The 21,140-nt window shown below is 54.5% G+C and carries 19 protein-coding genes and 2 pseudogenes; 14 read left to right on the forward strand and 7 right to left on the reverse strand.

What is annotated here, in order from left to right; all coding sequences use genetic code 11:
- Positions 1-334: 334 nt before the first annotated feature.
- The 6 genes from astC to spy all read left to right on the forward strand — a co-directional run bounded on the left by astC (position 335) and on the right by spy (position 7,230).
- Positions 335-1,555 carry a succinylornithine/acetylornithine transaminase gene (gene astC, locus ACZAHD_RS05605; protein ID WP_462455899.1) on the forward strand — a complete coding sequence of 407 codons (1,221 nt, stop codon included), beginning with the start codon at positions 335-337 and terminating at the stop codon, positions 1,553-1,555.
- The gene (gene astA / locus ACZAHD_RS05610; RefSeq protein ID WP_462455900.1) at positions 1,552-2,586 is read left to right on the forward strand and encodes an arginine N-succinyltransferase; all 1,035 of its coding nucleotides are present in this window, start codon (positions 1,552-1,554) and stop codon (positions 2,584-2,586) included. Before astC ends, astA begins: the two co-directional genes overlap by 4 nt.
- A complete protein-coding gene (gene astD / locus ACZAHD_RS05615) occupies positions 2,583-4,061 on the forward strand; it encodes a succinylglutamate-semialdehyde dehydrogenase (protein WP_462455901.1) in 1,479 nt (492 codons plus the stop codon). Before astA ends, astD begins: the two co-directional genes overlap by 4 nt.
- On the forward strand, positions 4,058-5,392 hold the full coding sequence (gene astB / locus ACZAHD_RS05620) for an N-succinylarginine dihydrolase (protein WP_462455902.1): 1,335 nt from the start codon (positions 4,058-4,060) through the stop codon (positions 5,390-5,392). Before astD ends, astB begins: the two co-directional genes overlap by 4 nt.
- 27 nt (positions 5,393-5,419) lie before the next feature.
- Positions 5,420-6,388 (forward strand): succinylglutamate desuccinylase, encoded by a 969-nt coding sequence (astE, locus tag ACZAHD_RS05625; protein WP_462455903.1) that lies wholly within the window; start codon positions 5,420-5,422, stop codon positions 6,386-6,388.
- Between the two features lie 359 nt (positions 6,389-6,747).
- Positions 6,748-7,230, forward strand: a complete 483-nt coding sequence (gene spy, locus ACZAHD_RS05630) for an ATP-independent periplasmic protein-refolding chaperone Spy (RefSeq protein WP_462455904.1) — start codon at positions 6,748-6,750, stop codon at positions 7,228-7,230.
- An 80-nt stretch (positions 7,231-7,310) separates the two neighbouring features.
- Here the strand turns inward: spy and cho are convergent, their stop codons facing one another.
- Complete coding sequence (gene cho, locus ACZAHD_RS05635) at positions 7,311-8,180, reverse strand: excinuclease Cho (RefSeq protein WP_462455905.1); 870 nt, start codon at positions 8,178-8,180, stop codon at positions 7,311-7,313.
- A gap of 108 nt (positions 8,181-8,288) precedes the next feature.
- On the reverse strand, positions 8,289-9,116 hold the full coding sequence (gene nadE, locus ACZAHD_RS05640) for an ammonia-dependent NAD(+) synthetase (protein ID WP_462455906.1): 828 nt from the start codon (positions 9,114-9,116) through the stop codon (positions 8,289-8,291).
- 228 nt (positions 9,117-9,344) lie between these two features.
- On the opposite strand from nadE, the gene osmE reads away from it, so the two are divergent.
- From osmE to chbG, 7 genes are all read left to right on the forward strand, one after another.
- A complete protein-coding gene (osmE, locus tag ACZAHD_RS05645) occupies positions 9,345-9,683 on the forward strand; it encodes an osmotically-inducible lipoprotein OsmE (RefSeq protein WP_462455907.1) in 339 nt (112 codons plus the stop codon).
- A 281-nt stretch (positions 9,684-9,964) separates the two neighbouring features.
- Positions 9,965-10,285, forward strand: a complete 321-nt coding sequence (gene chbB / locus ACZAHD_RS05650) for a PTS N,N'-diacetylchitobiose transporter subunit IIB (protein WP_004860916.1) — start codon at positions 9,965-9,967, stop codon at positions 10,283-10,285.
- Positions 10,286-10,454: 169 nt separating this feature from the next.
- Complete coding sequence (chbC, locus tag ACZAHD_RS05655) at positions 10,455-11,813, forward strand: PTS N,N'-diacetylchitobiose transporter subunit IIC (RefSeq protein ID WP_462455908.1); 1,359 nt, start codon at positions 10,455-10,457, stop codon at positions 11,811-11,813.
- A 52-nt stretch (positions 11,814-11,865) separates the two neighbouring features.
- Positions 11,866-12,213 carry a PTS N,N'-diacetylchitobiose transporter subunit IIA gene (chbA, locus tag ACZAHD_RS05660; protein ID WP_100686083.1) on the forward strand — a complete coding sequence of 116 codons (348 nt, stop codon included), beginning with the start codon at positions 11,866-11,868 and terminating at the stop codon, positions 12,211-12,213.
- A 27-nt stretch (positions 12,214-12,240) separates the two neighbouring features.
- The gene (gene chbR / locus ACZAHD_RS05665) at positions 12,241-13,065 is read left to right on the forward strand and encodes a transcriptional regulator ChbR (RefSeq protein WP_462455909.1); all 825 of its coding nucleotides are present in this window, start codon (positions 12,241-12,243) and stop codon (positions 13,063-13,065) included.
- Between the two features lie 102 nt (positions 13,066-13,167).
- Positions 13,168-14,514 carry a 6-phospho-beta-glucosidase gene (locus ACZAHD_RS05670; RefSeq protein ID WP_462455910.1) on the forward strand — a complete coding sequence of 449 codons (1,347 nt, stop codon included), beginning with the start codon at positions 13,168-13,170 and terminating at the stop codon, positions 14,512-14,514.
- Positions 14,515-14,525: 11 nt separating this feature from the next.
- Positions 14,526-15,284 carry a chitin disaccharide deacetylase gene (gene chbG, locus ACZAHD_RS05675; protein ID WP_462455911.1) on the forward strand — a complete coding sequence of 253 codons (759 nt, stop codon included), beginning with the start codon at positions 14,526-14,528 and terminating at the stop codon, positions 15,282-15,284.
- Between the two features lie 88 nt (positions 15,285-15,372).
- Here the strand turns inward: chbG and katE are convergent.
- Positions 15,373-17,628: pseudogene (katE, locus tag ACZAHD_RS05680) on the reverse strand (catalase HPII).
- Between the two features lie 192 nt (positions 17,629-17,820).
- Here katE and cedA point away from each other — a divergent pair.
- Complete coding sequence (gene cedA / locus ACZAHD_RS05685; protein ID WP_462455912.1) at positions 17,821-18,075, forward strand: cell division activator CedA; 255 nt, start codon at positions 17,821-17,823, stop codon at positions 18,073-18,075.
- 65 nt (positions 18,076-18,140) lie between these two features.
- Here the strand turns inward: cedA and ACZAHD_RS05690 are convergent.
- The 4 genes and pseudogenes from ACZAHD_RS05690 to ACZAHD_RS05705 all read right to left on the reverse strand — a co-directional run.
- Positions 18,141-18,368 (reverse strand): annotated as a pseudogene (locus ACZAHD_RS05690) (transposase); the annotation flags it as partial.
- 195 nt (positions 18,369-18,563) lie between these two features.
- Positions 18,564-18,863: a helix-turn-helix domain-containing protein gene (locus ACZAHD_RS05695; protein ID WP_462455913.1), complete on the reverse strand. Its 300-nt coding sequence runs from the start codon at positions 18,861-18,863 to the stop codon at positions 18,564-18,566.
- Between the two features lie 82 nt (positions 18,864-18,945).
- Entirely contained in the window at positions 18,946-20,337 is a 1,392-nt protein-coding gene (locus ACZAHD_RS05700) for an L-cystine transporter (RefSeq protein ID WP_462455914.1), read from the reverse strand.
- Positions 20,338-20,467: 130 nt separating this feature from the next.
- The gene (locus tag ACZAHD_RS05705) at positions 20,468-21,058 is read right to left on the reverse strand and encodes a metal-dependent hydrolase (RefSeq protein WP_462455915.1); all 591 of its coding nucleotides are present in this window, start codon (positions 21,056-21,058) and stop codon (positions 20,468-20,470) included.
- Positions 21,059-21,140 lie beyond the last annotated feature (82 nt).

Below are 21,140 nucleotides of genomic sequence, written 5' to 3' on the forward strand. Positions count from 1 at the left end.
TGTCCCGCGTGCACCATCCCGGCGCAGGCTGCGCTAAAAAAGGGCGAGTATCTACAATAAATTTCGTTGAGGATCACAAATACAGAATTATATCTCACTGATGCATAAACTATTTGACTTATTCACTGCTATAGCCGGTCTATAAGATATTTATTCACTATTTATGCATTTATTATGCATAATATGAGGTCGTAACCTATTGATATTACGTGGTTGACTCCGGTTTATGCATTTTCTCCTCTGGCTGGCACGAAGTGTGCAATCTACATTTACAGCGTAACAATCCATATTTTTTAACATTATTAATACTTTTTATTTACCGGAAGAGGTCGATATGTCTCAGTCAATTACGCGTAACAATTTTGATGAATGGATGATGCCGGTCTACGCGCCAGCGGCTTTTATTCCGGTACGCGGTGAAGGTTCACGCCTGTGGGATCAGCAGGGAAAAGAGTATATCGATTTTGCTGGCGGCATTGCGGTGAATGCCCTGGGACACGCTCACCCTCAGCTGATTCGCGCATTGACGGAACAAGCCGGAAAGTTCTGGCACACTGGCAACGGATACACCAATGAGCCAGTTCTGCGTCTGGCGAAACAGCTTGTCGACGCGACTTTTGCCGATCGCGTTTTCTTCTGTAACTCAGGAGCAGAGGCTAACGAAGCGGCGCTCAAGCTGGCACGCAAATATGCTCACGATCGTTTCGGCAGCCCTAAAAGCGGCATCGTCGCGTTCAAAAATGCCTTCCACGGTCGCACCTTGTTTACCGTCTCTGCAGGCGGTCAGCCGGCCTACTCTCAGGATTTTGCCCCGCTGCCGCCGAAGATTCAGCATGCGGTTTATAACGATCTCGCATCAGCCAGGGCGCTTATCGATGACAATACCTGTGCGGTGATTGTCGAGCCGATGCAGGGCGAAGGGGGCGTGGTGCCAGCCGATCCGACCTTCCTGCGCGGCCTGCGCGAGTTGTGCGACGCCCATCATGCGCTGCTGATTTTTGATGAAGTTCAGACCGGGGTGGGGCGTACCGGCGAGCTCTATGCCTACATGCACTATGGTGTCACGCCGGATCTCCTGTCGACGGCGAAAGCGCTGGGTGGCGGTTTCCCGATTGGCGCACTGCTGGCAACGCAAGCCTGCGCCAGCGTCATGACGGTCGGAACGCACGGGACCACCTATGGCGGTAACCCGCTGGCCAGCGCGGTGGCTGGCGAAGTGCTGTCGATCGTCAATACGCCGGCGGTACTCAACGGCGTGAAGCAGCGTCATCAATGGTTTACCGAGCGGCTGAACGCCATTAACGCGCGCTATGGCCTGTTCAAGGAGATCCGGGGGCTGGGATTGCTGATCGGCTGCGTCCTCAATGATGCCTGGGCCGGAAAGGCGAAAGCCATCAGTACCCAGGCGGCGGAAGAGGGGCTGATGATTCTGATTGCCGGCGCGAACGTGGTGCGTTTCGCTCCGGCGCTCATTGTGAGTGAGGAAGAGGTCAAAACCGGGCTGGATCGCTTTGAGCTGGCCTGCCAACACTTCCTCGCGGGAGCGTCATCATGATGGTGATTCGTCCTGTAGCCGCCGAAGATCTGGCCGGTCTGATGACCCTGGCCGGTGGAACCGGCGGCGGTCTGACATCGCTGCCTGCCGATGAAAAGACGCTGGCGGCGCGAATTGAACGTTCACAGAAAACCTGGCGCGGGGAGCTGCCAAAAAGCGAACAGGGCTATGTTTTTGTGCTTGAAGAGACGAACAGCGGCGCGGTGGTGGGGATTTGCGCTATCGAAGTCGCGGTGGGGTTGAACGATCCCTGGTACAACTACCGCGTGGGGACGCAGGTTCATGCCTCAAAAGAGCTGAATGTCTACAATGCGCTGCCGACGCTGTTTCTCAGCAACGATCACACCGGCAGCAGCGAGCTGTGCACGCTGTTTCTTGACCCGGCCTGGCGTAAAGAGGGCAACGGCTATTTGTTGTCGAAATCGCGCTTCATGTTTATGGCCGCGTTCCGCGAGCACTTTAATGAAAAAGTCGTGGCGGAGATGCGCGGCGTGATTGATGAACATGGCTATTCCCCGTTCTGGGAAAGCCTCGGCAAACGCTTTTTCGCCATGGAATTCTCCCGTGCCGACTACCTGTGCGGGACCGGGCAAAAAGCCTTTATTGCCGCCCTGATGCCGAAACATCCGCTGTATATCGACTTTTTATCTGATGAGGCGCGCGCGGTGATCGGCGAGGTTCACCCACAAACGGCGCCGGCACGTGCGGTGCTGGAGAAAGAAGGGTTTCGCTACCGCAACTATATCGACATTTTCGACGGTGGGCCGACGCTGGAGTGCGACATTGACCGGGTGCGGGCGATTCGTAAAAGCCGGCTGGTGACCGTGGCTGAAGGGCAGCCCGCGCCGGGTGAATGGCCGGTATGCCTGGTGGCCAACGAACAGTATCTGCAGTTTCGCGCGCTGCTGGTGCACGCGGATCCAGACACCGATCGCCTGCTGTTAAGTGCGCGTGAACTGGATGCCCTGAAATGCCATGTCGGCGACGAAGTGAGACTGGTGCGTCTGATTCCTGAGGAGAAAAAATCATGAGTTTATGGATCAACGGTGACTGGCAGAGCGGACACGGTCCGGCGCGCGCAAAAACCAACCCGGTGAGCCAGGCGCTGCTCTGGCAGGGTAACGACGCCGACAGCGAACAGGTGGCGCTGGCGGTCAGCGCCGCGAGACGGGCCTTCCCGGCGTGGGCCAGGCAGCCATTCAGCGTACGTCAGGCGATAGTGGAAAAGTTTGCGGCGCTGCTGGCAGCGAACAAAACCGAGTTAACCGCCGTCATTGCTGCGGAAACCGGTAAGCCACAGTGGGAAGCGGCAACGGAAATCAGCGCGATGATCAACAAAATCGCCATTTCTCTCAAAGCCTACCATAGCCGTACCGGCGAGTCGCAGACTGTCATGGGCGACGGTTCGGCAACGCTGCGCCATCGCCCGCATGGCGTGCTGGCGGTGTTTGGCCCGTACAATTTCCCCGGCCATCTGCCCAACGGTCATATTGTGCCGGCGCTGCTGGCGGGGAATACGCTGGTGTTTAAGCCCAGCGAACTGACGCCGCACAGCGGCGAGGTGGTGGTGAAACTGTGGGCCGAGGCGGGACTGCCGCCAGGGGTACTGAACTTACTGCAGGGCGGACGGGAAACCGGCGAAGCGCTGAGCGCCCAGCCGGATATTGACGGGCTGCTGTTTACCGGTAGCTCGGCGACGGGATTTCAACTGCACCGCCAGCTTGCCGGACAGCCGGAAAAGATTCTGGCGCTCGAAATGGGCGGTAACAATCCGCTGATTGTCGACGACCCGCAGGACATTGATGCTGCGGTGCATCTGACCATTCAATCGGCCTTTATTACCGCGGGACAGCGCTGTACCTGTGCTCGTCGCCTGTTGGTGAAGCGCGGTGAGAATGGCGATGCGTTTCTCGAACGCCTGGTGACGGTGTCACAAACTTTGGTGCCCGACGCCTGGGATGCATCGCCACAGCCGTTCCTTGGTGGGCTGATCTCGGCTCAGGCGGCGCAAAAGGTTCATCAGGCCTGGCTTGGCCTCGTTGCTAACGGCGGAAAAACGCTGCTGGAACCGCGGCTACTGCGGGCCGGTACCTCGTTGCTGACGCCGGGAATTATCGAGCTGACGACGGTGGCGGAGGTGGCCGATGAGGAAGTTTTTGGTCCGCTGCTCAGTGTCTGGCGCTATGACGATTTTGATGAGGCGATTACCCTTGCGAATGCCACCCGATTTGGGCTTTCCTGCGGGTTGATTTCCGCAGAGCGCGACAAATTCGAACGTCTGTTGCTGGAGGCTCGGGCCGGAATCGTCAACTGGAACAAACCGCTGACTGGCGCCGCCAGCACCGCACCGTTTGGCGGTGTGGGGGCCTCCGGTAACCATCGTCCGGGGGCGTGGTACGCCGCCGATTATTGCGCGTGGCCGATGGCAAGCCTCGAAACACCGGAGCTGACGCTACCGGAGACCCTCAGTCCCGGCCTCGACGTCCTGCGAGGATCCGCGCGATGAAAGCTTTTGAGGTCAACTTTGACGGGCTTCCCGGTCTGACCCATCACTACGCCGGGCTCTCCTTTGGCAATGAAGCATCGACACGGCACCGTTATCGGGTATCCAACCCGCAACTGGCGGCGAAGCAGGGACTGAAAAAGATGAAGGCGCTGGCGGACGCGGGTTATCCCCAGGCCGTGATCCCGCCTCAGGAACGGCCGAATGTTCCCCTGCTGCGCCAACTCGGGTTCAGCGGCAGCGACCCGCAGGTCATCGAGATGGCGGCCCGCCAGGCGCCGGATCTGCTGTCGGCGGTTAGCTCGGCTTCGTCAATGTGGGTGGCCAACGCGGCGACGGTTTCGCCCTCGGCCGATTCGCTGGATGGCCGGGTTCACCTGACCGTGGCCAATCTTAACGATAAATTCCACCGTGCCAGCGAAGCGCCAACGACTGAAGCGCTGCTGCGCGCGATCTTCCCCGATGAGCAGCGTTTTGCCATTCATCCCCCTCTGCCGCAGGTGGCGCTGTTTGGCGATGAGGGGGCGGCCAACCATAATCGCCTCGGCGGTGAATATGGCGCGCCGGGCCTGCAGCTTTTCGTCTATGGTCGTCAGCAGGGCGGTGAGGGAGAAAGCCCGCAGCGCTACCCGGCACGACAGACGCTGGAAGCCAGTCAGGCTGTTGCGCGTCTGAACCAGGTTAACCCGCGGCAGGTTATTTTTGCCCGGCAGAATCCAGCGGTGATTGATAAAGGGGTGTTTCACAACGATGTGATTGCGGTGAGTAATCGGCAGGTGCTGTTTTGCCATGAGCAGGCGTTCGTCGATCAGCCGCAGCTGATGCGTCAGCTTGCCGGACAGGTTGCCGGGTTTACGCCCGTTATCGTACCAACCCGCGCGGTGACGGTAGAAGAGGCGGTGGCGACCTATCTGTTTAACAGCCAACTGTTGAGTAAACCCGATGGAATGATGCGGCTGATTCTCCCCCAGGAAGCGCAGGAGCATCCTGGCGTCTGGCGCTACCTGAACACGCTACTGGCCGCAGACAACCCGATTGATGAACTGCAGGTTTACGATCTGCGCGAAAGTATGGCGAACGGCGGGGGGCCAGCTTGTCTGCGTCTGCGGGTGGTGCTGACGGAGGAGGAATTGCGGGCGGTGAATCCTGCGGTATTGATGAATGAGGCGCTGTTTGTGACCCTTAATGACTGGGTCGATCGCTACTATCGCGATCGTCTCACTCAGACGGATCTGGCGGATCCGCAACTGCTGAGTGAAGGTCGCGAGGCTCTCGATCGGCTGACGCAAATCCTGCAGCTGGGTTCCGTTTACCCCTTCCAGCAGTCGCTGTGACACAGTTTTCGTTATCAAGGAGGCGTCGTGGACGACTTTCTGGCTTTAACTCTTGCGGGGCGTTTGCCCCACCATTTTCATGGCGAAACGGCGCATTTTCGCTGGCACTGGCTGGATTGCGGGATATTGCAACTGACGCCGCATGCGCGCTGTGAACGTTCGCTGGTTCTATCCGCGGGTATCCATGGCAATGAAACCGCGCCGGTGGAGATGACCCATCAACTGCTACAGCAGCTGTTTAGCGGTGAGCTGCCGCTGCACTGGCGGCTGCTGGTGATCTTTGGCAATCCGCCCGCGTTACGGGAAAATAAGCGCTACCTGGACAGCGATCTGAACCGGATGTTTGGTGGGCGCTGGCAGCGCTTTCCGGCCAGCGACGAAACGGCCAGAGCGCGTCAGTTGGAGCAGGTACTGACGCGGTTTTATGGTGCCGGAACGGGCAGCCGCTGGCACCTTGATTTACATACCGCGATCCGCGGGTCGCTGCATACGCGTTTTGGCGTGCTTCCGGTACGAGAAGCCCCGTGGGATCAGTTTTTTTTGCATTGGCTGGGCGGCGCCGGGCTGGAGGCGCTGGTCTTCCATCAGCAGCCAGCGGGGACATTCACTCATTTCAGTTGTGAACGCTTTGCTGCGCTCTCCTGTACCCTGGAACTTGGTAAGGCGTTACCGTTTGGCACTAACGATCTGGCACTATTTAGCCAAACCCAACGGGCGCTAATGCGTTTGCTGGTGGGAGACCTGACGGTCGTTGACGCCAATCCGGCGCCGCTGCGCTATCGGGTGGCGCAGCAAATTACCCGCCATAGCGATGATTTTCGCCTGTATATGTCCGATCAGACGCTCAATTTTACCGCTTTTGCTGGTGGAACCCTGCTTGCCGAAGATGGCGATACCCGCTATGTGGTAGAAAAAGCGCAGGAGTTTGTTCTGTTCCCTAACCCGTCCGTGGCGCGGGGACTGCGTGCCGGGTTGATGCTGGAGCGTTTACCGTAGCCGCTACCCGAATATATTGCCGCTCATTTGGGCGGCTGTTTAATTCCGGAGAGTGGTTTTTTCGCGTAATCTTATTTTTTCGTGCGTAGGGGGCTGACTGCAGATTATTCCTGGATAAATGTTTTATTTTTAATCTTTGCTGCTTTATAATCCATTAAAATAAACCAAAAACAATGTGTTATATATTTTCTTTGTAATTCTCTCCTTAATTTCCTTATTTTCTCCACAATTGGTGAGAAAATGTTTTTTACACTTTCATTGTTTTACGCTTGCTCTGACTAATTGACGATAAACGTCGTAAAGTTTATCTCGTCAACACGGCAACACGCCGTAAGAATAACTTAAAGTAAGGACTGGATATGAAGAAGATTACTGCTCTGTTTGTTGCCTCTACACTGGCTTTGGGTGCGGCTAACCTGGCTCACGCTGCCGATACCACCGCACCTCAGACTGATAGCAAACCGATGATGCACCATAAAGGTATCCATGGCGGCCAGCACGAAATGATGTTTAAAGGGCTGAACCTGACCGATGCGCAAAAACAGCAGATTCGCGACATCATGAAGGACCAGCGGGAAAACATGAAACGTCCGTCGCTGGATGAACGCCGCGCGATGCATGAGCTGATCGCCAGCGATACCTTCGATAAAGCGAAAGCGGAGGCGCAGATCGATAAAATGGAAGCCCAGCATAAAGCGATGGCGCTTGCCCATATGGAAACTCAGAACAAAATTTACAACATTCTGACGCCGGAACAGAAAAAACAGTTCAATGCGAATTTTGAGAAGCATCTGACAGACCGTAAAGCGCCAGAAGGTAAAATGCCCGCACCAGCTGAATAACTCAGCGCTTTGAATGAAGACCGCCGGTCTTGCCCAACATACGCCATCAGGCATTGGGCAGGACCGGCGGTTTTTTTTGGCTAGAGGGGGCAGAGCGGGTGCAGTGTAAAGCGGCCACTCAGCAGCGGTTTACAGAGAATTTTGTAGCCGTCATGATCAAAACCGGCCTGCTGGCGCCTTAAGGACTCTGCCTGCGCCAGCGTCTCGACTGCACCCAGCCACAGCCAGTTATGAATGACGTGATAGTGGGTGAGGCCTGGGCCGTTCTCTTCCAACGCGACGGCACCGGGCCACGGCCAGCACACCAGCTGCATCTGCGCCATTCGGGCACGGAGTCTTTCATGATGCGCGGCAAGGCTTTCCTGACCGCAGCAGGCGCCGGCGCACCGCCCCAGCGCGTGGCGGAAACAGGCGCGGCCCGGAGTGAGCGTCTCCAGTCCCAGCAGCCCATAGCAAAGATGATGTTCGTCAGCAAGGGTTTTCAGCGCCTGCAGCGCCGCCCGCCGGTTAGCGAACAGGCCATACAGATGATTCTGGTGGGAGAAATCAACCTCGCGGGCGTACACCACCTGCGGGCGATCACCTTCCAACCGCAATGAGCAGAGCTGCTTATTGCGCCGCAGGCGCTTATTAAACAGCGGCTGGCGTTCTTTAATCAGTTGCGCCTCCAACAGCAACGCGCCCAGTTCTCCCGCGGTACGCTGCCAACTGATACTGCGCGCCTGACGCAGCATGGCCGCCTCTTCGGGCGTACGCAGGTGCGACAGTACCCGACTGCGGAGATTCACGCTCTTACCGATGTACAGCGGAAGCGTATCGCTCTCACCGTGAAACAGATAAACGCCCGGCAGATTAGGAAGTGCTTCCACCCACGGACGCAGATGTTCGGGATATTCATAGATAGCCGCCGCGTCGAACGCCAGACGCGGAGCAGATTGCCTTCTCACCACACGGGCTCCTGATGCTGGTTATTTATCCAGTATAGCAGGGTGTTCAGGCAGTGAAAAGTGCAAAAAATAACCCCGGTGATGGCCGGGGTCAGAGAAATGGGGAACGCGTTATTTTTTCCAGAAGTCGTCGAAAACGGTGATCGGCGTCCGGCGCTTATGCTCGGTTTTCAGATACCAGCCTTCAATAATTCTGGCGATGCTCGCATCCAGCGTTTTGCCTTCGAGATAGTCATCAATATTGTCGTAGGTCACACCGAGCGCGACTTCATCCGGCAGAGACGGGCGATCGTCTTCCAGGTCGGCGGTTGGCAGCTTCTTATACAGATGCTCCGGGCAGCCCAACAAAGCCAGCAGCTGCTTTCCCTGGCGTTTATTAAGACGGAAGATGGGGTTGATATCGGTGCCGCCGTCTCCGTACTTCGTAAAGAAGCCGGTAATCGCCTCAGCCGCATGGTCGGTACCTACCACCACGCCGTGGGTCATCCCGGCAATGCTGTACTGCGTTTTCATCCGCTCGCGGGCTTTCTCATTGCCGCGAACAAAGTCGCTGAGCTCAATACCGGCTTCCCGCAATGCCTGCTCGCTGGCGAGGACGGCACCTTTAATATTCACCGTTAGCACCCGATCCGGCTGGATGAAGGCGATTGCATCCTGGCAATCCTGCTCATCCGCCTGGACGCCGTAAGGCAGGCGTACGGCAATAAATTGCAGTTTTTCATCGCCGGTTTCGGCGCGCAGTTCATTGATGGCCTGCTGACAAAGTTTGCCTGTCAGGGTTGAATCCTGGCCGCCGCTGATTCCCAGAACCAGTGACTTAATAAAAGGGTAGGTCTGCAAGTACGACTTCAAAAAGTCCACGCTGCGGCGAATCTCAGCCTCAGCATCGATCTGGGGCTTTGTACCCAGCGCCTGAATAATTTCTTGTTGTAGCGTCATCGCGCCCTCCGGAAAGTGAATCTGTTTGGCTGCCAGTAGGGTTAAAGCTACCTCTTTGCCGGGAAAACGACAAGGATCACAGAATTGAGTGGTGCAAAAGAAAGCAATCAATGACATAGGATTTTTTTATTAGAAAGAGCCTAAATTTGACCCTTTTGTACCTTCGGCTTGAAAAATAACGGTATTTATTCCAGGCTTATTAACACACAGAATAAAGGAGGACGGAATATGAACAAGAATTTAACAGGATTTCTGGGCGTAGCCGCTGTTTTAACCATTCTGGCAGGTTGTACGGCTTACGATCGTACCGCCGATCAGTTCACTCAACCGGTCGTCAAAGATGTCAAAAAAGGGATGACCCGCTCTCAGGTTTTACAGATTGCAGGTAAACCGTCTTCTGAGGTCACCATGATCCACGCCCGCGGCACCTGTCAGACCTATATCCTGGGTCAACGGGATGGTAAAATTGAAACCTACTTTGTCGCGCTTGATGATACCGGTCGGGTAATGAACTCCGGCTACCAGACCTGTGCGGAGTACGACACCGATCCGCGTAACAGCAAGTAATACAACATGCTGAGATTTACGAAAGCCCGACCACTGGTCGGGTTTTTTTATGACGGCTAATGCTTATTTAATTGCGCGAATTATTTGGGGGAAATGTGAAGGTAGTCAAAACGCGAGGTCAATGAGAGACAATTTTGATTAACCAGGAATTATCCAGCTCCCGAACGATGCCGTATACTCAATGCATAAACAATACTAATTGAATGACTACATGTCTTACCCGGCTTCCAGACAGAAGATGATACTGAAGCCACCTGGTCTTACAAATTGAGGAAGCGCTCATGGAAAAGAAACACATCTATTTGTTTTGTTCGGCTGGAATGTCGACTTCACTGCTGGTCTCCAAAATGCGTGCACAGGCGGAAAAATATGAAGTGCCGGTCATCATTGAGGCTTATCCTGAGACACTTGCTGGTGAAAAAGGCCCTGAAGCCGATGTCGTATTATTAGGTCCACAAATCGCGTATATGCTTCCGGAAATTCAGCGGCTGTTGCCGAATAAGCCGGTGGAAGTTATCGACTCTGTACTGTATGGCAAAGTCGATGGGTTAGGTGTACTGAAAGCGGCCGTTGCGGCCATTAAGAAAGCTGCTGCACAATAATTTAATTTTAAAACTCAATATCTTTTTGCTTTTTGCTGAATAAATAGTGCGCTAAGGCATTGTCTGATTTGCCGGAATAGCAAAAGGTGAGAGTTTATTTTCCCGTCAAAGAGTAATTTCATACATCTATGCCGTAATGATTCGGTTACGGCTTTTAAGGGTATTTGATATGAGTAAAGTGATTGACTCGCTTGAAAAGGTACTCCTTCCTTTTGCAGTTAAAATAGGAAAGCAGCCGCACATTAATGCGATTAAAAACGGCTTTATTAAATTAATGCCGCTGACCCTCGCGGGGGCCATGTTCGTATTAATCAACAATGTTTTTCTGAGCTTTGGTGAGGGTTCTTTCTTCTATTCAATGGGTATTCGCCTGGATGCTTCGACCATTGAAACGTTAAATGGCTTTAAGGCCATCGGCGGCAACGTTTATAACGGGACATTAGGGATTATGTCGTTGATGGCGCCGTTCTTTATCGGTATGGCGCTGGCTGAAGAGCGTAAAGTCGATCCGCTGGCTGCGGGGTTGTTATCGGTCGCCGCCTTTATGACTGTCACGCCGTACAGCGTGGGCGAGGCTTATGCTGTCGGCGCAAACTGGCTGGGTGGGGCAAACATTATCTCGGGCATGATCATTGGCCTGCTGGTCGCGGAAATGTTCACCTTTGTTATCCGTCGCAACTGGGTTATCACCTTGCCTGACAGCGTTCCTGCCTCGGTATCACGCTCATTCTCGGCGCTGATTCCAGGCTTCCTGATCCTCTCCGTGTTCGGCATTATCTCCTGGCTGTTGGCCAACCATGGCAGCAACTTCCACCAGGTTATCATGGACTCGATCTCCCGACCGCTGGCGTCGATGGGCAGCGTGGTGGGCTGGGCCTACGTTATTTTTAACTCCCTGCTGTGGTTCTTCGGCGTACACGGCTCTCTGGCGCTGACCGCGCTGGACAACGGCATCATGACCCCGTGGGCATTGGAAAATATCGCGCTGTACAACCAGTACGGTTCCGTTGAAGCCGCCATCGCTGCGGGCAAAGAGTTCCACTTCTGGGCCAAGCCGATGCTGGATTCCTACATCCTGCTGGGTGGTTCCGGGGCCACGCTCGGTCTGATCATCGCCATCTTCATCGGCTCACGCCGCGCGGATCACCGTCAGGTCGCGAAACTGGCGCTGCCGTCAGGCATCTTCCAGATTAACGAGCCGATTCTGTTTGGTCTGCCGATTATTATGAACCCGGTGATGTTCATCCCGTTCGTCCTGATTCAGCCGATTCTGGCCGCGATTACGCTGGCTGCTTACTCAATGGGGATTATCCCGCCGGTGACCAACCTGGCGCCGTGGACCATGCCTACCGGCCTCGGGGCATTCTTCAACAGTAACGGGAGTATCGCTGCACTTTGCGTGGCACTGTTCAACCTGGGTGTGTCGGTACTGGTTTACCTGCCGTTCGTCGCGGTCTCCAACAAGGCTCAGGCGGTTATTGAAGAGCAGGAAAGCGAAGAAGATATCGCTAATGCACTGAAATTCTGATGTCGAGCGGTACGGGAGTTTTCCCGTACCGCCGGAGAAATGAGGAAATACTATGTTTGATCTGGACAATATCGAAGCGGTTGACGTACCTGAGAATGACCTCGAAGAGGTGGTGATGGGGCTGATTATCAACTCCGGACAGGCCCGTAGCCTGGCTTATGCTGCACTTAAGCAGGCCAAGCAAGGGGATTTCGCCGCCGCCAAAAACATGATGGAACAGTCGCGAATGGCGCTGAGCGAAGCGCATCGCGTGCAGACGCAGCTCATTGAAAGCGATGAAGGCGAAGGCAAAATGAAGGTCAGTCTGGTACTGGTTCATGCTCAGGATCATTTGATGACCTCAATGCTGGCGCGTGAACTGGTTGCCGAATTGATTGAGCTGCACGAGAAGGTACAATAGGCCATCTACACGATGAGGCAGCCAAAGATGATCACCACCGAAATCAGTACCGCACGGGAACAGCAGCTTTTCAACGGGAAAAATTTTCATGTGGTTATCTACAACAAAACGGAAAGCGTAAGCGGGCTTCACCAGCATGATTATTACGAGTACACCATCGTTTTAACCGGGCGCTATTATCAGGAAATCAATGGCAAACGGGTGCTGCTGGAGCGCGGGGATTTTGTCTTTATTCCGATGGGGTCGCACCACCAGAGTTTTTATGCTTTTGGTGCGACTCGCATTCTTAACGTCGGCATCAGCAAAAGTTTCTTTGAGAAACACTATCTGCCGCTGCTGCCGTTTGGTCTGGTTGCTTCGCAGGTCTACGCGGTAAAAAGCACTTTTCTCAGCTATATCGAGTCGGTTATCGCTTCGCTGAACTTTCGCGAAACTGAGTTTGACGAATTTATTGAGCTGGTCTCGTTTTATACCATTAACCGTTTACGGCATTATCGCGAGGAGCCGGCGCAGGATGTCATTCCGCAATGGCTGAAAAATACCGTCGAGGATATGCATGATAAGCTGAAATTTGGCGAAGGTGCGCTGGAAAATATGGTCACGCTCTCCGGGAAAACGCAGGAATATTTAACCCGGGCAACCCAACGCTATTATGGTAAAACGCCGATGCAGATTATTAATGATATCCGCATCAATTTCGCCAAGAAACAGCTGGAAATCACCAACTACTCGGTAACCGATATTGCTTACGAATCGGGGTACAGTAGCCCAAGTCTGTTTATTAAAACATTCAAGAAGCTGACCTCATTTACGCCGAGCAATTACCGAAAACAGCTGACCAGCATTAATTAACCGGAGCGGATTATTCCGCTTCAGGGTATATTCAATTTAACTTTCCGTTTCTATGCGGAGGGGGGACTACGGTCAATTCGTAGTGCCACAAGGGAGAATATAATGAGCCAGAAATTAAAAATTGTCACTATCGGTGGCGGCAGCAGTTATACCCCAGAATTACTGGAAGGGTTTATCAAACGTTATCACGAACTGCCGGTGACGGAATTGTGGCTGGTTGATGTGGAAGAAGGGCAGGAGAAACTCGATATTATCCATGCGCTGTGCCAGCGAATGGTGGAAAAAGCGGGTGTACCAATGCAGGTCTACAAAACGCTGGATCGTCGCGCCGCGCTGGAAGGGGCGCATTTCGTCACCACGCAACTGCGGGTTGGCCAGCTGAAAGCACGTGAAAAAGATGAACGCATCCCGCTCAGCCACGGCTATCTCGGTCAGGAGACTAACGGCGCTGGCGGTCTGTTTAAAGGTCTGCGTACCATTCCGGTAATTTTTGATATCGTCAAGGATGTACAGGAGATCTGCCCGGCTGCCTGGATCATCAACTTTACCAACCCGGCAGGAATGGTCACCGAGGCGGTTTATCGTCATACGAACTTTAAGCGCTTTATCGGCGTGTGTAATATTCCGATCGGCATGAAAATGTTTATCACCGATGTGCTGCAACTGATGCCGGAAGATGAACTGCATATCGACCTGTTTGGCCTCAATCACCTGGTGTTCGTTCGCGATGTGTTGGTCAATGGCAAATCGCGCTTCGACGAACTGCTTGATGGCGTTGCCTCCGGTACCCTGAGCGCCAACTCGGTGAAAAATATCTTCGATTTACCGTTCAGCGAAGGTCTCATCCGCTCGCTGCGCCTGATTCCGTGTTCCTATTTGCTCTACTACTTTAAACCTAAAGAGATGCTGGCCATCGAAATGGGCGAGTATTACAAAGGCGGCGCGCGCGCTCAGGTGGTACAGAAGGTCGAAAAACAGCTGTTCGAGCTGTATAAAAACCCGGATCTGAAGGTCAAACCAAAAGAGCTTGAGCAGCGCGGCGGCGCCTATTATTCCGATGCGGCCTGTGAAGTGATTAATGCTATCTACAATGACAAGCAGACCGAGCACTACGTGAATATCCCGCATCATGGCCACATTGATAATATTCCAGCGGACTGGGCGGTGGAAATGACCTGCACACTCGGAAGTGAAGGGGCGACGCCGACGCCGCGCATCACCCGTTTCGATGAGAAAGTACTGGGGCTGATTTATACCATCAAAGGTTTTGAAGTGGCGGCCAGCCAGGCAGCGATCAGCGGTGAACTGAACGACGTCCTGCTGGCGCTCAATTTGAGCCCGCTGATTCACTCTGACCGCGATGCCGAGAAACTGGCACGAGAAATGATCCTCGCGCATGAAAAGTGGCTGCCAAACTTCGCGGCGACAATCGAGAAACTGAAACAGTAACGGGAGGGCTGATGGAACGCGTGTTAATCGTTAATGCCGATGATTTTGGCCTGAGTAAAGGCCAGAACTACGGCATTATTGAAGCCTGCAAAAATGGCCTGGTCACCTCGACAACGGCGCTGGTTAACGGGGCTGCGATTAGCCACGCGGCTCAGCTGAGCCGCTGCGTGCCGGAGCTGGGGGTCGGGATGCATTTTGTCCTGACCCTGGGCGAGCCATTATCGGCGATGCCGGGCCTGACCCGCGAGGGGCGTCTGGGGAAGTGGATTTGGCAAATGGCGGAGGAGGATAGCCTGCCGCTGGATGAAATCACGCATGAGCTGGAGTGCCAGTATCGCCGGTTTATTGAGTTGTTTGGTTGCGAACCGACGCATATCGACAGCCATCATCATGTGCATATGATCGCCCGGATTTATCCCATTGTCGCTGCATTTGCCCGCGAGAAGGGGGTGGCGCTGCGTATTGACCGTCAGCTTGCTCAGCGTGACAAACTGGCGCAGGATGCCGCGCGCAGCAGCGACGGTTTTGCCAGCGAGTTCTACGGCGAGGCCATCTCGGAGGCGCTGTTTTTACAAACCCTGGACACCTCTATCCTACGGGGCGAATCGTCTCTGGAAGTGATGTGCCACCCGGCGTTTGTTGATAACACCGTCATGGGCAGCGCCTATTGCTACCCGCGACTGGCAGAGCTGGAGGTGCTGACCTCGGCATCACTTAAGTACGCGGTTGCCGAACGCGGGTATCGTTTAGGGACTTACCGCGACGTTTAACGCGAGTACAGGGGAAGCACATTGCTTCCCCTGATTGCATCCGTTCATCGGACAACCGGCGAACGGGATCCCGCGCCGTCCTTATCTATCAGGCCGGAATAGCCGCCGTTTTGCCCGCACGCGACCACACCCGATGTGCCGCCATCAGCGTGAACAGCGTATCCATCACCGGAGCGTCAATGGCATCGGCCTCGACAAGGCCTTCTTCCCCTTGACTGGCAACTTGCAGCAGGGCCTTAAACTGGCGCCCGTCACCCGCCAGCACGATGGGTTTTAAATGCTTATAGGCCTCCAGCAGGTAGTAATGCAGTTCCCCGCTATTGCTGAGAAGGGATAAGTCGCCACCCGGGACGATGACCGCATCGACCGTCAGCGACGGCGAGCCGCTAAAGGTCCCGGCGATGGGCAGCCGTGTACCGTCATCGGCAACCACTTCCCCCATCCGTGAATAAAGCAGTCTGGCATGAACCCCTTTCGCTTTCAGGGATTGCAGCAGGGTCAGCACATCCTGTGCTGCCGGACGCTCGTTGAGCAATACGGCGACGACGCGGCCCTTGATCTCCCCGTTGGGGGTAGCATACAGGCTCAGGCTGGGATCCTTTTTCACGCCGTTAACGTCCGTCGGCGGTGTGATGTTGCATTGGTCGTCGCTGAGCTTGATACCTAAGTTTTTGCCGACGGCCTGCGCCAGCGGGATATCGATGTGCGCCAGCTGATCGACCACCCGTTCGCGGATCCATACCCTGACCACTTTGCTTAACTCAAAGCTAAAGGCATCGATAATATGTTGTTGCTCAACCGGCGTCTGGCTGCGCCAGAACAGCAGCGGGTGGGCATAATACTCGGCAAACGAGGGGCTGCGTTGGCGAATTTTCTCACCGTCGATGCGCTCAGCGTATGACTCAAAACCGCCGTGCTTAGGGGCTGGTGGTGTTTCGCGCGGCCAGTTATCGTTGATCGAATTCGGCTCGTAGTTGGCGGGGTTGGTATCAATATCCATCCGGTGCATGCCATCGCGCTGGAAGTTGTGATACGGGCTGGTGGGTTTGTTAATCGGGATTTCATGAAAGTTAGGTCCGCCCAGACGACTGATCTGCGTATCGGTATACGAAAATAGCCGGCCCTGCAGTAACGGGTCGTTGCTGAAATCTATTCCCGGTACGATATGGCCCGGGTGGAACGCCGCCTGTTCGTTTTCGGCGAAGAAGTTATCCGGGTTGCGGTTAAGCACCATTTTGCCGACCCTCTGTACCGGGACCAGCGCTTCGGGGATTAGCTTGGTGGGATCTAACAGATCGAAGTCAAACGCCTGTTCATCCTCTTCCGGGATCAACTGCATGCCCAGCTCATACTCGGGATAATCGCCGGCTTCTATCGCTTGCCACAGATCGCGGCGATGGAAATCCGGATCCCGACCGGTCAGCTTTTGCGACTCATCCCAGAGCAAAGAGGCTTTACCGGCCAGCGGTTTCCAGTGAAAACGGACAAAGGTGGCCTTACCGTCGGCATTGATCAGGCGGAAGGTGTGAATACCAAATCCTTCCATGGTGCGATAGCTGCGCGGTATTCCGCGATCGGACATCGCCCACATCACATTATGTAACGTTTCCGGCTGCAGAGAGACGTAATCCCAGAAGGTATCATGGGCGCTTTGTCCTTGCGGGATAGCCCAGTGCGGTTCAGGCTTCACGGCATGAACAAAATCGGGGAATTTCAGCGCATCCTGGATGAAGAAGATCGGCGTGTTGTTCCCGACGAGGTCAAAAATGCCTTCATGGGTATAAAATTTGGTGGCGAAGCCGCGAATATCGCGCACCGTATCGGCCGAACCGGCGCCTCCCTGGACGGTAGAGAAACGGACGAATACCGGGGTTTTGCGGCCAGGATCGGAGAGGAAATCCGCTTTCGTGATGTCGCTCAGGCTGCGATAGGGCTGAAAATAGCCGTGCGCCGCTGAGCCGCGCGCATGGACGATCCGCTCCGGGATTCGCTCATGGTCAAAGTGGGTTATTTTTTCACGCAGAATAAAGTCTTCCAGCAGCGTGGGGCCTCAGTTTCCTGCACGGAGCGAATTCTGATCGTTGGCAATACGTACCCCCTGATTAGTGGTCAGGGGAATGTTTTCACCGTCTTTACGCTGGTGAGCCAGCGCGTCAAGTTTGCTAGTGTGGATATCGGGCGCTTTGAGGCTTCCTGGCGCGCCGGGTTCTTCCCCGGGAGCCGTGGGATGCGGTGTCGGACGCCATGATTGATTATCCGGAGCCAGAGCACCCAGACCAGGTTGTGATTCGCAGGCGTCGTGAGGCACTTTGTGGTGTTGTGGTTTAGGGTTCTTTTCAGACATTGCTCGTCTCCTGTTTTCATTACTGAAAAATGGTCGTTGCGGTACCAAAACCCTTTTAACTATAGTGCATCATCACCAGATGAGCCGGCTGAAGGGGTGAAAAATATCGCCAGGCGGGCAGAGCACACGTAAAGGGCGACGAAAGGCTGGGCAATCGGCTATGATAGATTTTTGAGTTTCCCGCTTTGTTTAGTGAATCTATTGGTTATGAAAACACTTCGCCAACAAAACCGCCCTGTTATTAGCTACGTGCCTCGGGTGGAACCCGCCCCGCCGGAACACGCCGTCAAAATGGACGGTTTTCGCGATGTGTGGCTGTTGCGCGGCAAGTATGTCGCCTTTGTACTGATGGGCGAACATTTCCGCCGTTCACCAACGTTTAGCGTCCCGGAAGCGGCGCAGCGCTGGGCCATGCAGATGCGCCAGGAAGGTGAAATAACCTCCTGAAAGGGCAGCGAGAAATAAAAAAACCGCCTTCAGTGAACTGACCCCATAATGTTGGACGGTTTATATTAAGCGGCTATCAGGGCCTGAGTTCGGTACTCTACCGGACTCAGGCCTTTCAGTTTTTGTTTTATTCTTTCATGGTTGCAATCGTGGATGTAATCATCGATAGCCATGCGCAACTCGCTGATATTCTTGTGTTCCGTGAGGTAAAAACACTCAGATTTCAGCGTGCCAAAGAAGCTTTCCATCACTGCATTGTCATGACAGTTCCCCTTCCTCACGACCTGCGTTTTATCCCGCGTTTTGATGTGCTTCTTTCCCTGAGTAAGGCCTGCCGCTTTTTTAGTTATGCCACTTCAGCACGCAGTTGTTCAGTCTGCTCGCGTTCATCCGGGTCAGGAGGAGCCGACCAGGTGATTTTCAGGGCGTTCTGTCATTGTTTTTTTCCTGCGTCGGCTGTTTGTAAGGGCTTCGAATCCCCCTTCATCCTACAGTCGTTCCCACTGATAAACAGTGGGAAAGGCAGGGATAGTAAATTTTGCACAGACTTTGCGAACAGACAACGGGTGTCCACGCATATGCAGGATAACCGGCTCTTTAAAGGCAGGAGAATAGGTGAAATGCCGGGTTGTAAGTCCGGCCTCGTCATGAAGCTTCCAGGCAGCAGTCCACTTACGAACGGCAATGTGAGCGATACCAAAACGCTTTACAGTCGCTTTCTGCCCTTCCAGGCCGGAAAGACAGTATTGCACAACCTCAAGCTTAAAGCTGAGAGAATACTTATTCATAAAAAACTGCACCTTACTTCGTTGAGTGTCCAACTTTTGGGGTGCAGTTCAGTCTATCTGCGGTTTTTTTGTGCCGGTTGGCTTAACGATGCGCCAGTTCGGCGTCTTCTTCGTTGTCGAAAATCGTTTTATCGGTCTGCCGCAGCCATTGGCTGGTCAGGGTACCGGCGGTCATCGAACCGTTCACGTTCAATGCCGTACGGCCCATGTCGATCAGAGGTTCGACGGAAATAAGCAGTGCCACCAGGGTCACCGGCAGGCCCATGGCCGGCAGGACGATCAGCGCCGCGAACGTTGCGCCGCCGCCGACCCCCGCCACCCCTGCGGAACTCACGGTGACGATGCCGACCAGCGTGGCGATCCACAGCGGATCAAACGGGTTGATACCGACAGTCGGCGCAACCATGACCGCCAGCATCGCCGGGTAGAGACCTGCACAACCGTTCTGACCGATGGTCGCGCCAAAGGAGGCGGAGAAGCTGGCGATGGATTCCGGTACGCCCAGGCGACGGGTTTGCGCTTCGACATTCAGCGGAATCGACGCGGCGCTGGAGCGGCTGGTGAAGGCGAACGTCAGTACTGGCCACACCTTGCGGAAATATTTCAGCGGGCTCACGCCGTTAATCGCCAGCAGCAGACCGTGAACCACAAACATAATGCCGAGGCCAATGTAGGAGGCAATCACGAAGCTGCCGAGCTTGATGATGTCCTGCAGGTTGGAGCCGGCCACGACTTTGGTCATCAGTGCCAGCACGCCGTAGGGCGTTAACTGCATGACCAGACGCACCAGCTTCATCACCCAGCTCTGCAGGGTGTCGATCGCGGTCAGGACACGTTGCCCCTTTTCGACGTCATCTTTCAGCAGCTTCAGCGCTGCGACGCCGAGGAAGGCGGAGAAGATCACGATGCTGATGATTGAGGTTGGATTCGCGCCGGTCAGGTCGGCAAACGGGTTCTTCGGTACAAAAGAGAGAATCAGTTGCGGTACGCTGAGGTCGGCGACTTTACCGACATAGTTGCTCTGAATCGCATTCAGACGCGCGGTTTCCGCGCTGCCCTGCACCAGGCCTTCGGCGGTCAGACCGAACAGGTTGGTCACCAGCACGCCGACCAGCGCCGCAATCAGCGTGGTAAACAGCAGGGTACCGATGCTCAGGACACTGATTTTCCCCAGTTGCGAAGCATTATGCAGGCGAGCGACGGCGCTGAGAATAGAAGCGAAAACCAGCGGCATCACGATCATCTGCAGCAGTTGGACGTAGCCATTGCCGACGATATTGAACCATTGAATGGAGTCTTTCAGTACCTGGCTGTCGGAACCATAAATCAACTGCAGCGCCAGACCAAACACCACGCCAATGACGAGGCCGAGCAGTACTTTTTTGGCGAGGCTCCACTGTTTGTGACGAGTTTGCCCCAGCGCAAACAGCAAAACCGCGAACACGATAACGTTCGCTATTAATGGAAAATTCATCCCCTTCTCCTGATAGGTTTTTATCCGGCTGGTCTGCTACCAGCTTTAATGGCGCAAGGTTAGCAGAAGCGGAATTCATTACTTATATTCAAATGGAATGGTTTATAACTATTTTGGCTGTTTTGCCTGTTTATCGTCCGGTATGGTGACTAATAAAATGATTAAAGGTGATCTGCAGTGAATTAATCATGCCCGAAGACCAGCGTACGGCGCTGTTCTCAGCGAAAGTTTGCGGCATCCATACTGCATAAACGAACAGCGCCATACAGAGCGCCCGCTCCAGTTGGTTACCTTTACGCGGCGCGAGGATCGGCAGGCGGAAGCGCCAGCGGCAGGGCCATAGCAGTGGCACGCCCGCCGGGGTGAGCATATCGGCAAGAATATGGCTGAGATAACCAAGCACTAACCCTTGCACGGCGTCGGCGGGCACGAACCAGCTTTCCGGTACTTTCAAATAAAACAGCGTGATAGCGCCAAAAACCGCCAGCAGGCTATGGGTAAACCCGCGGTGGCCAAAGGCTCGGGCGACGGGCTTCGATATCCAGCTTAGCCGCTGCCCAAGGAATGACTTCGGATGATCGATATCCGGCAGCAGGCAGGTCAGTACTGCTGAGGGAACGATATGCCACCAGTCGCCCTGTGCCAGTACGGGGGTTAATTCCGCATTTTTCGCAAATACCGCGCAGGCGATAGAAAAGAGGAGATGGCCTTCCGCCGTCATGATAAAAACCCTAAACTGTCAATTCATACAGTATAGGGTTTTTATACAGTGCGCGAAAGAGGTGACGGTGTAACTCTTTGTC

Source organism: Raoultella sp. (assembly GCF_039594335.1).
Taxonomy (GTDB): domain Bacteria; phylum Pseudomonadota; class Gammaproteobacteria; order Enterobacterales; family Enterobacteriaceae; genus Klebsiella.

Coding starts and splice junctions, on each gene's coding strand:
- astC (WP_462455899.1), top strand. CDS start 335: ATGTCTCAGTCAATTACGCGTAACAATTTTGATGAATGGATGATGCCG.
- astA (WP_462455900.1), top strand. CDS start 1,552: ATGATGGTGATTCGTCCTGTAGCCGCCGAAGATCTGGCCGGTCTGATG.
- astD (WP_462455901.1), top strand. CDS start 2,583: ATGAGTTTATGGATCAACGGTGACTGGCAGAGCGGACACGGTCCGGCG.
- astB (WP_462455902.1), top strand. CDS start 4,058: ATGAAAGCTTTTGAGGTCAACTTTGACGGGCTTCCCGGTCTGACCCAT.
- spy (WP_462455904.1), top strand. CDS start 6,748: ATGAAGAAGATTACTGCTCTGTTTGTTGCCTCTACACTGGCTTTGGGT.
- nadE (WP_462455906.1), bottom strand. CDS start 9,116: ATGACGCTACAACAAGAAATTATTCAGGCGCTGGGTACAAAGCCCCAG.
- osmE (WP_462455907.1), top strand. CDS start 9,345: ATGAACAAGAATTTAACAGGATTTCTGGGCGTAGCCGCTGTTTTAACC.
- chbB (WP_004860916.1), top strand. CDS start 9,965: ATGGAAAAGAAACACATCTATTTGTTTTGTTCGGCTGGAATGTCGACT.
- chbC (WP_462455908.1), top strand. CDS start 10,455: ATGAGTAAAGTGATTGACTCGCTTGAAAAGGTACTCCTTCCTTTTGCA.
- chbA (WP_100686083.1), top strand. CDS start 11,866: ATGTTTGATCTGGACAATATCGAAGCGGTTGACGTACCTGAGAATGAC.
- chbR (WP_462455909.1), top strand. CDS start 12,241: ATGATCACCACCGAAATCAGTACCGCACGGGAACAGCAGCTTTTCAAC.
- ACZAHD_RS05670 (WP_462455910.1), top strand. CDS start 13,168: ATGAGCCAGAAATTAAAAATTGTCACTATCGGTGGCGGCAGCAGTTAT.
- chbG (WP_462455911.1), top strand. CDS start 14,526: ATGGAACGCGTGTTAATCGTTAATGCCGATGATTTTGGCCTGAGTAAA.
- ACZAHD_RS05695 (WP_462455913.1), bottom strand. CDS start 18,863: ATGAATAAGTATTCTCTCAGCTTTAAGCTTGAGGTTGTGCAATACTGT.
- ACZAHD_RS05700 (WP_462455914.1), bottom strand. CDS start 20,337: ATGAATTTTCCATTAATAGCGAACGTTATCGTGTTCGCGGTTTTGCTG.
- ACZAHD_RS05705 (WP_462455915.1), bottom strand. CDS start 21,058: ATGACGGCGGAAGGCCATCTCCTCTTTTCTATCGCCTGCGCGGTATTT.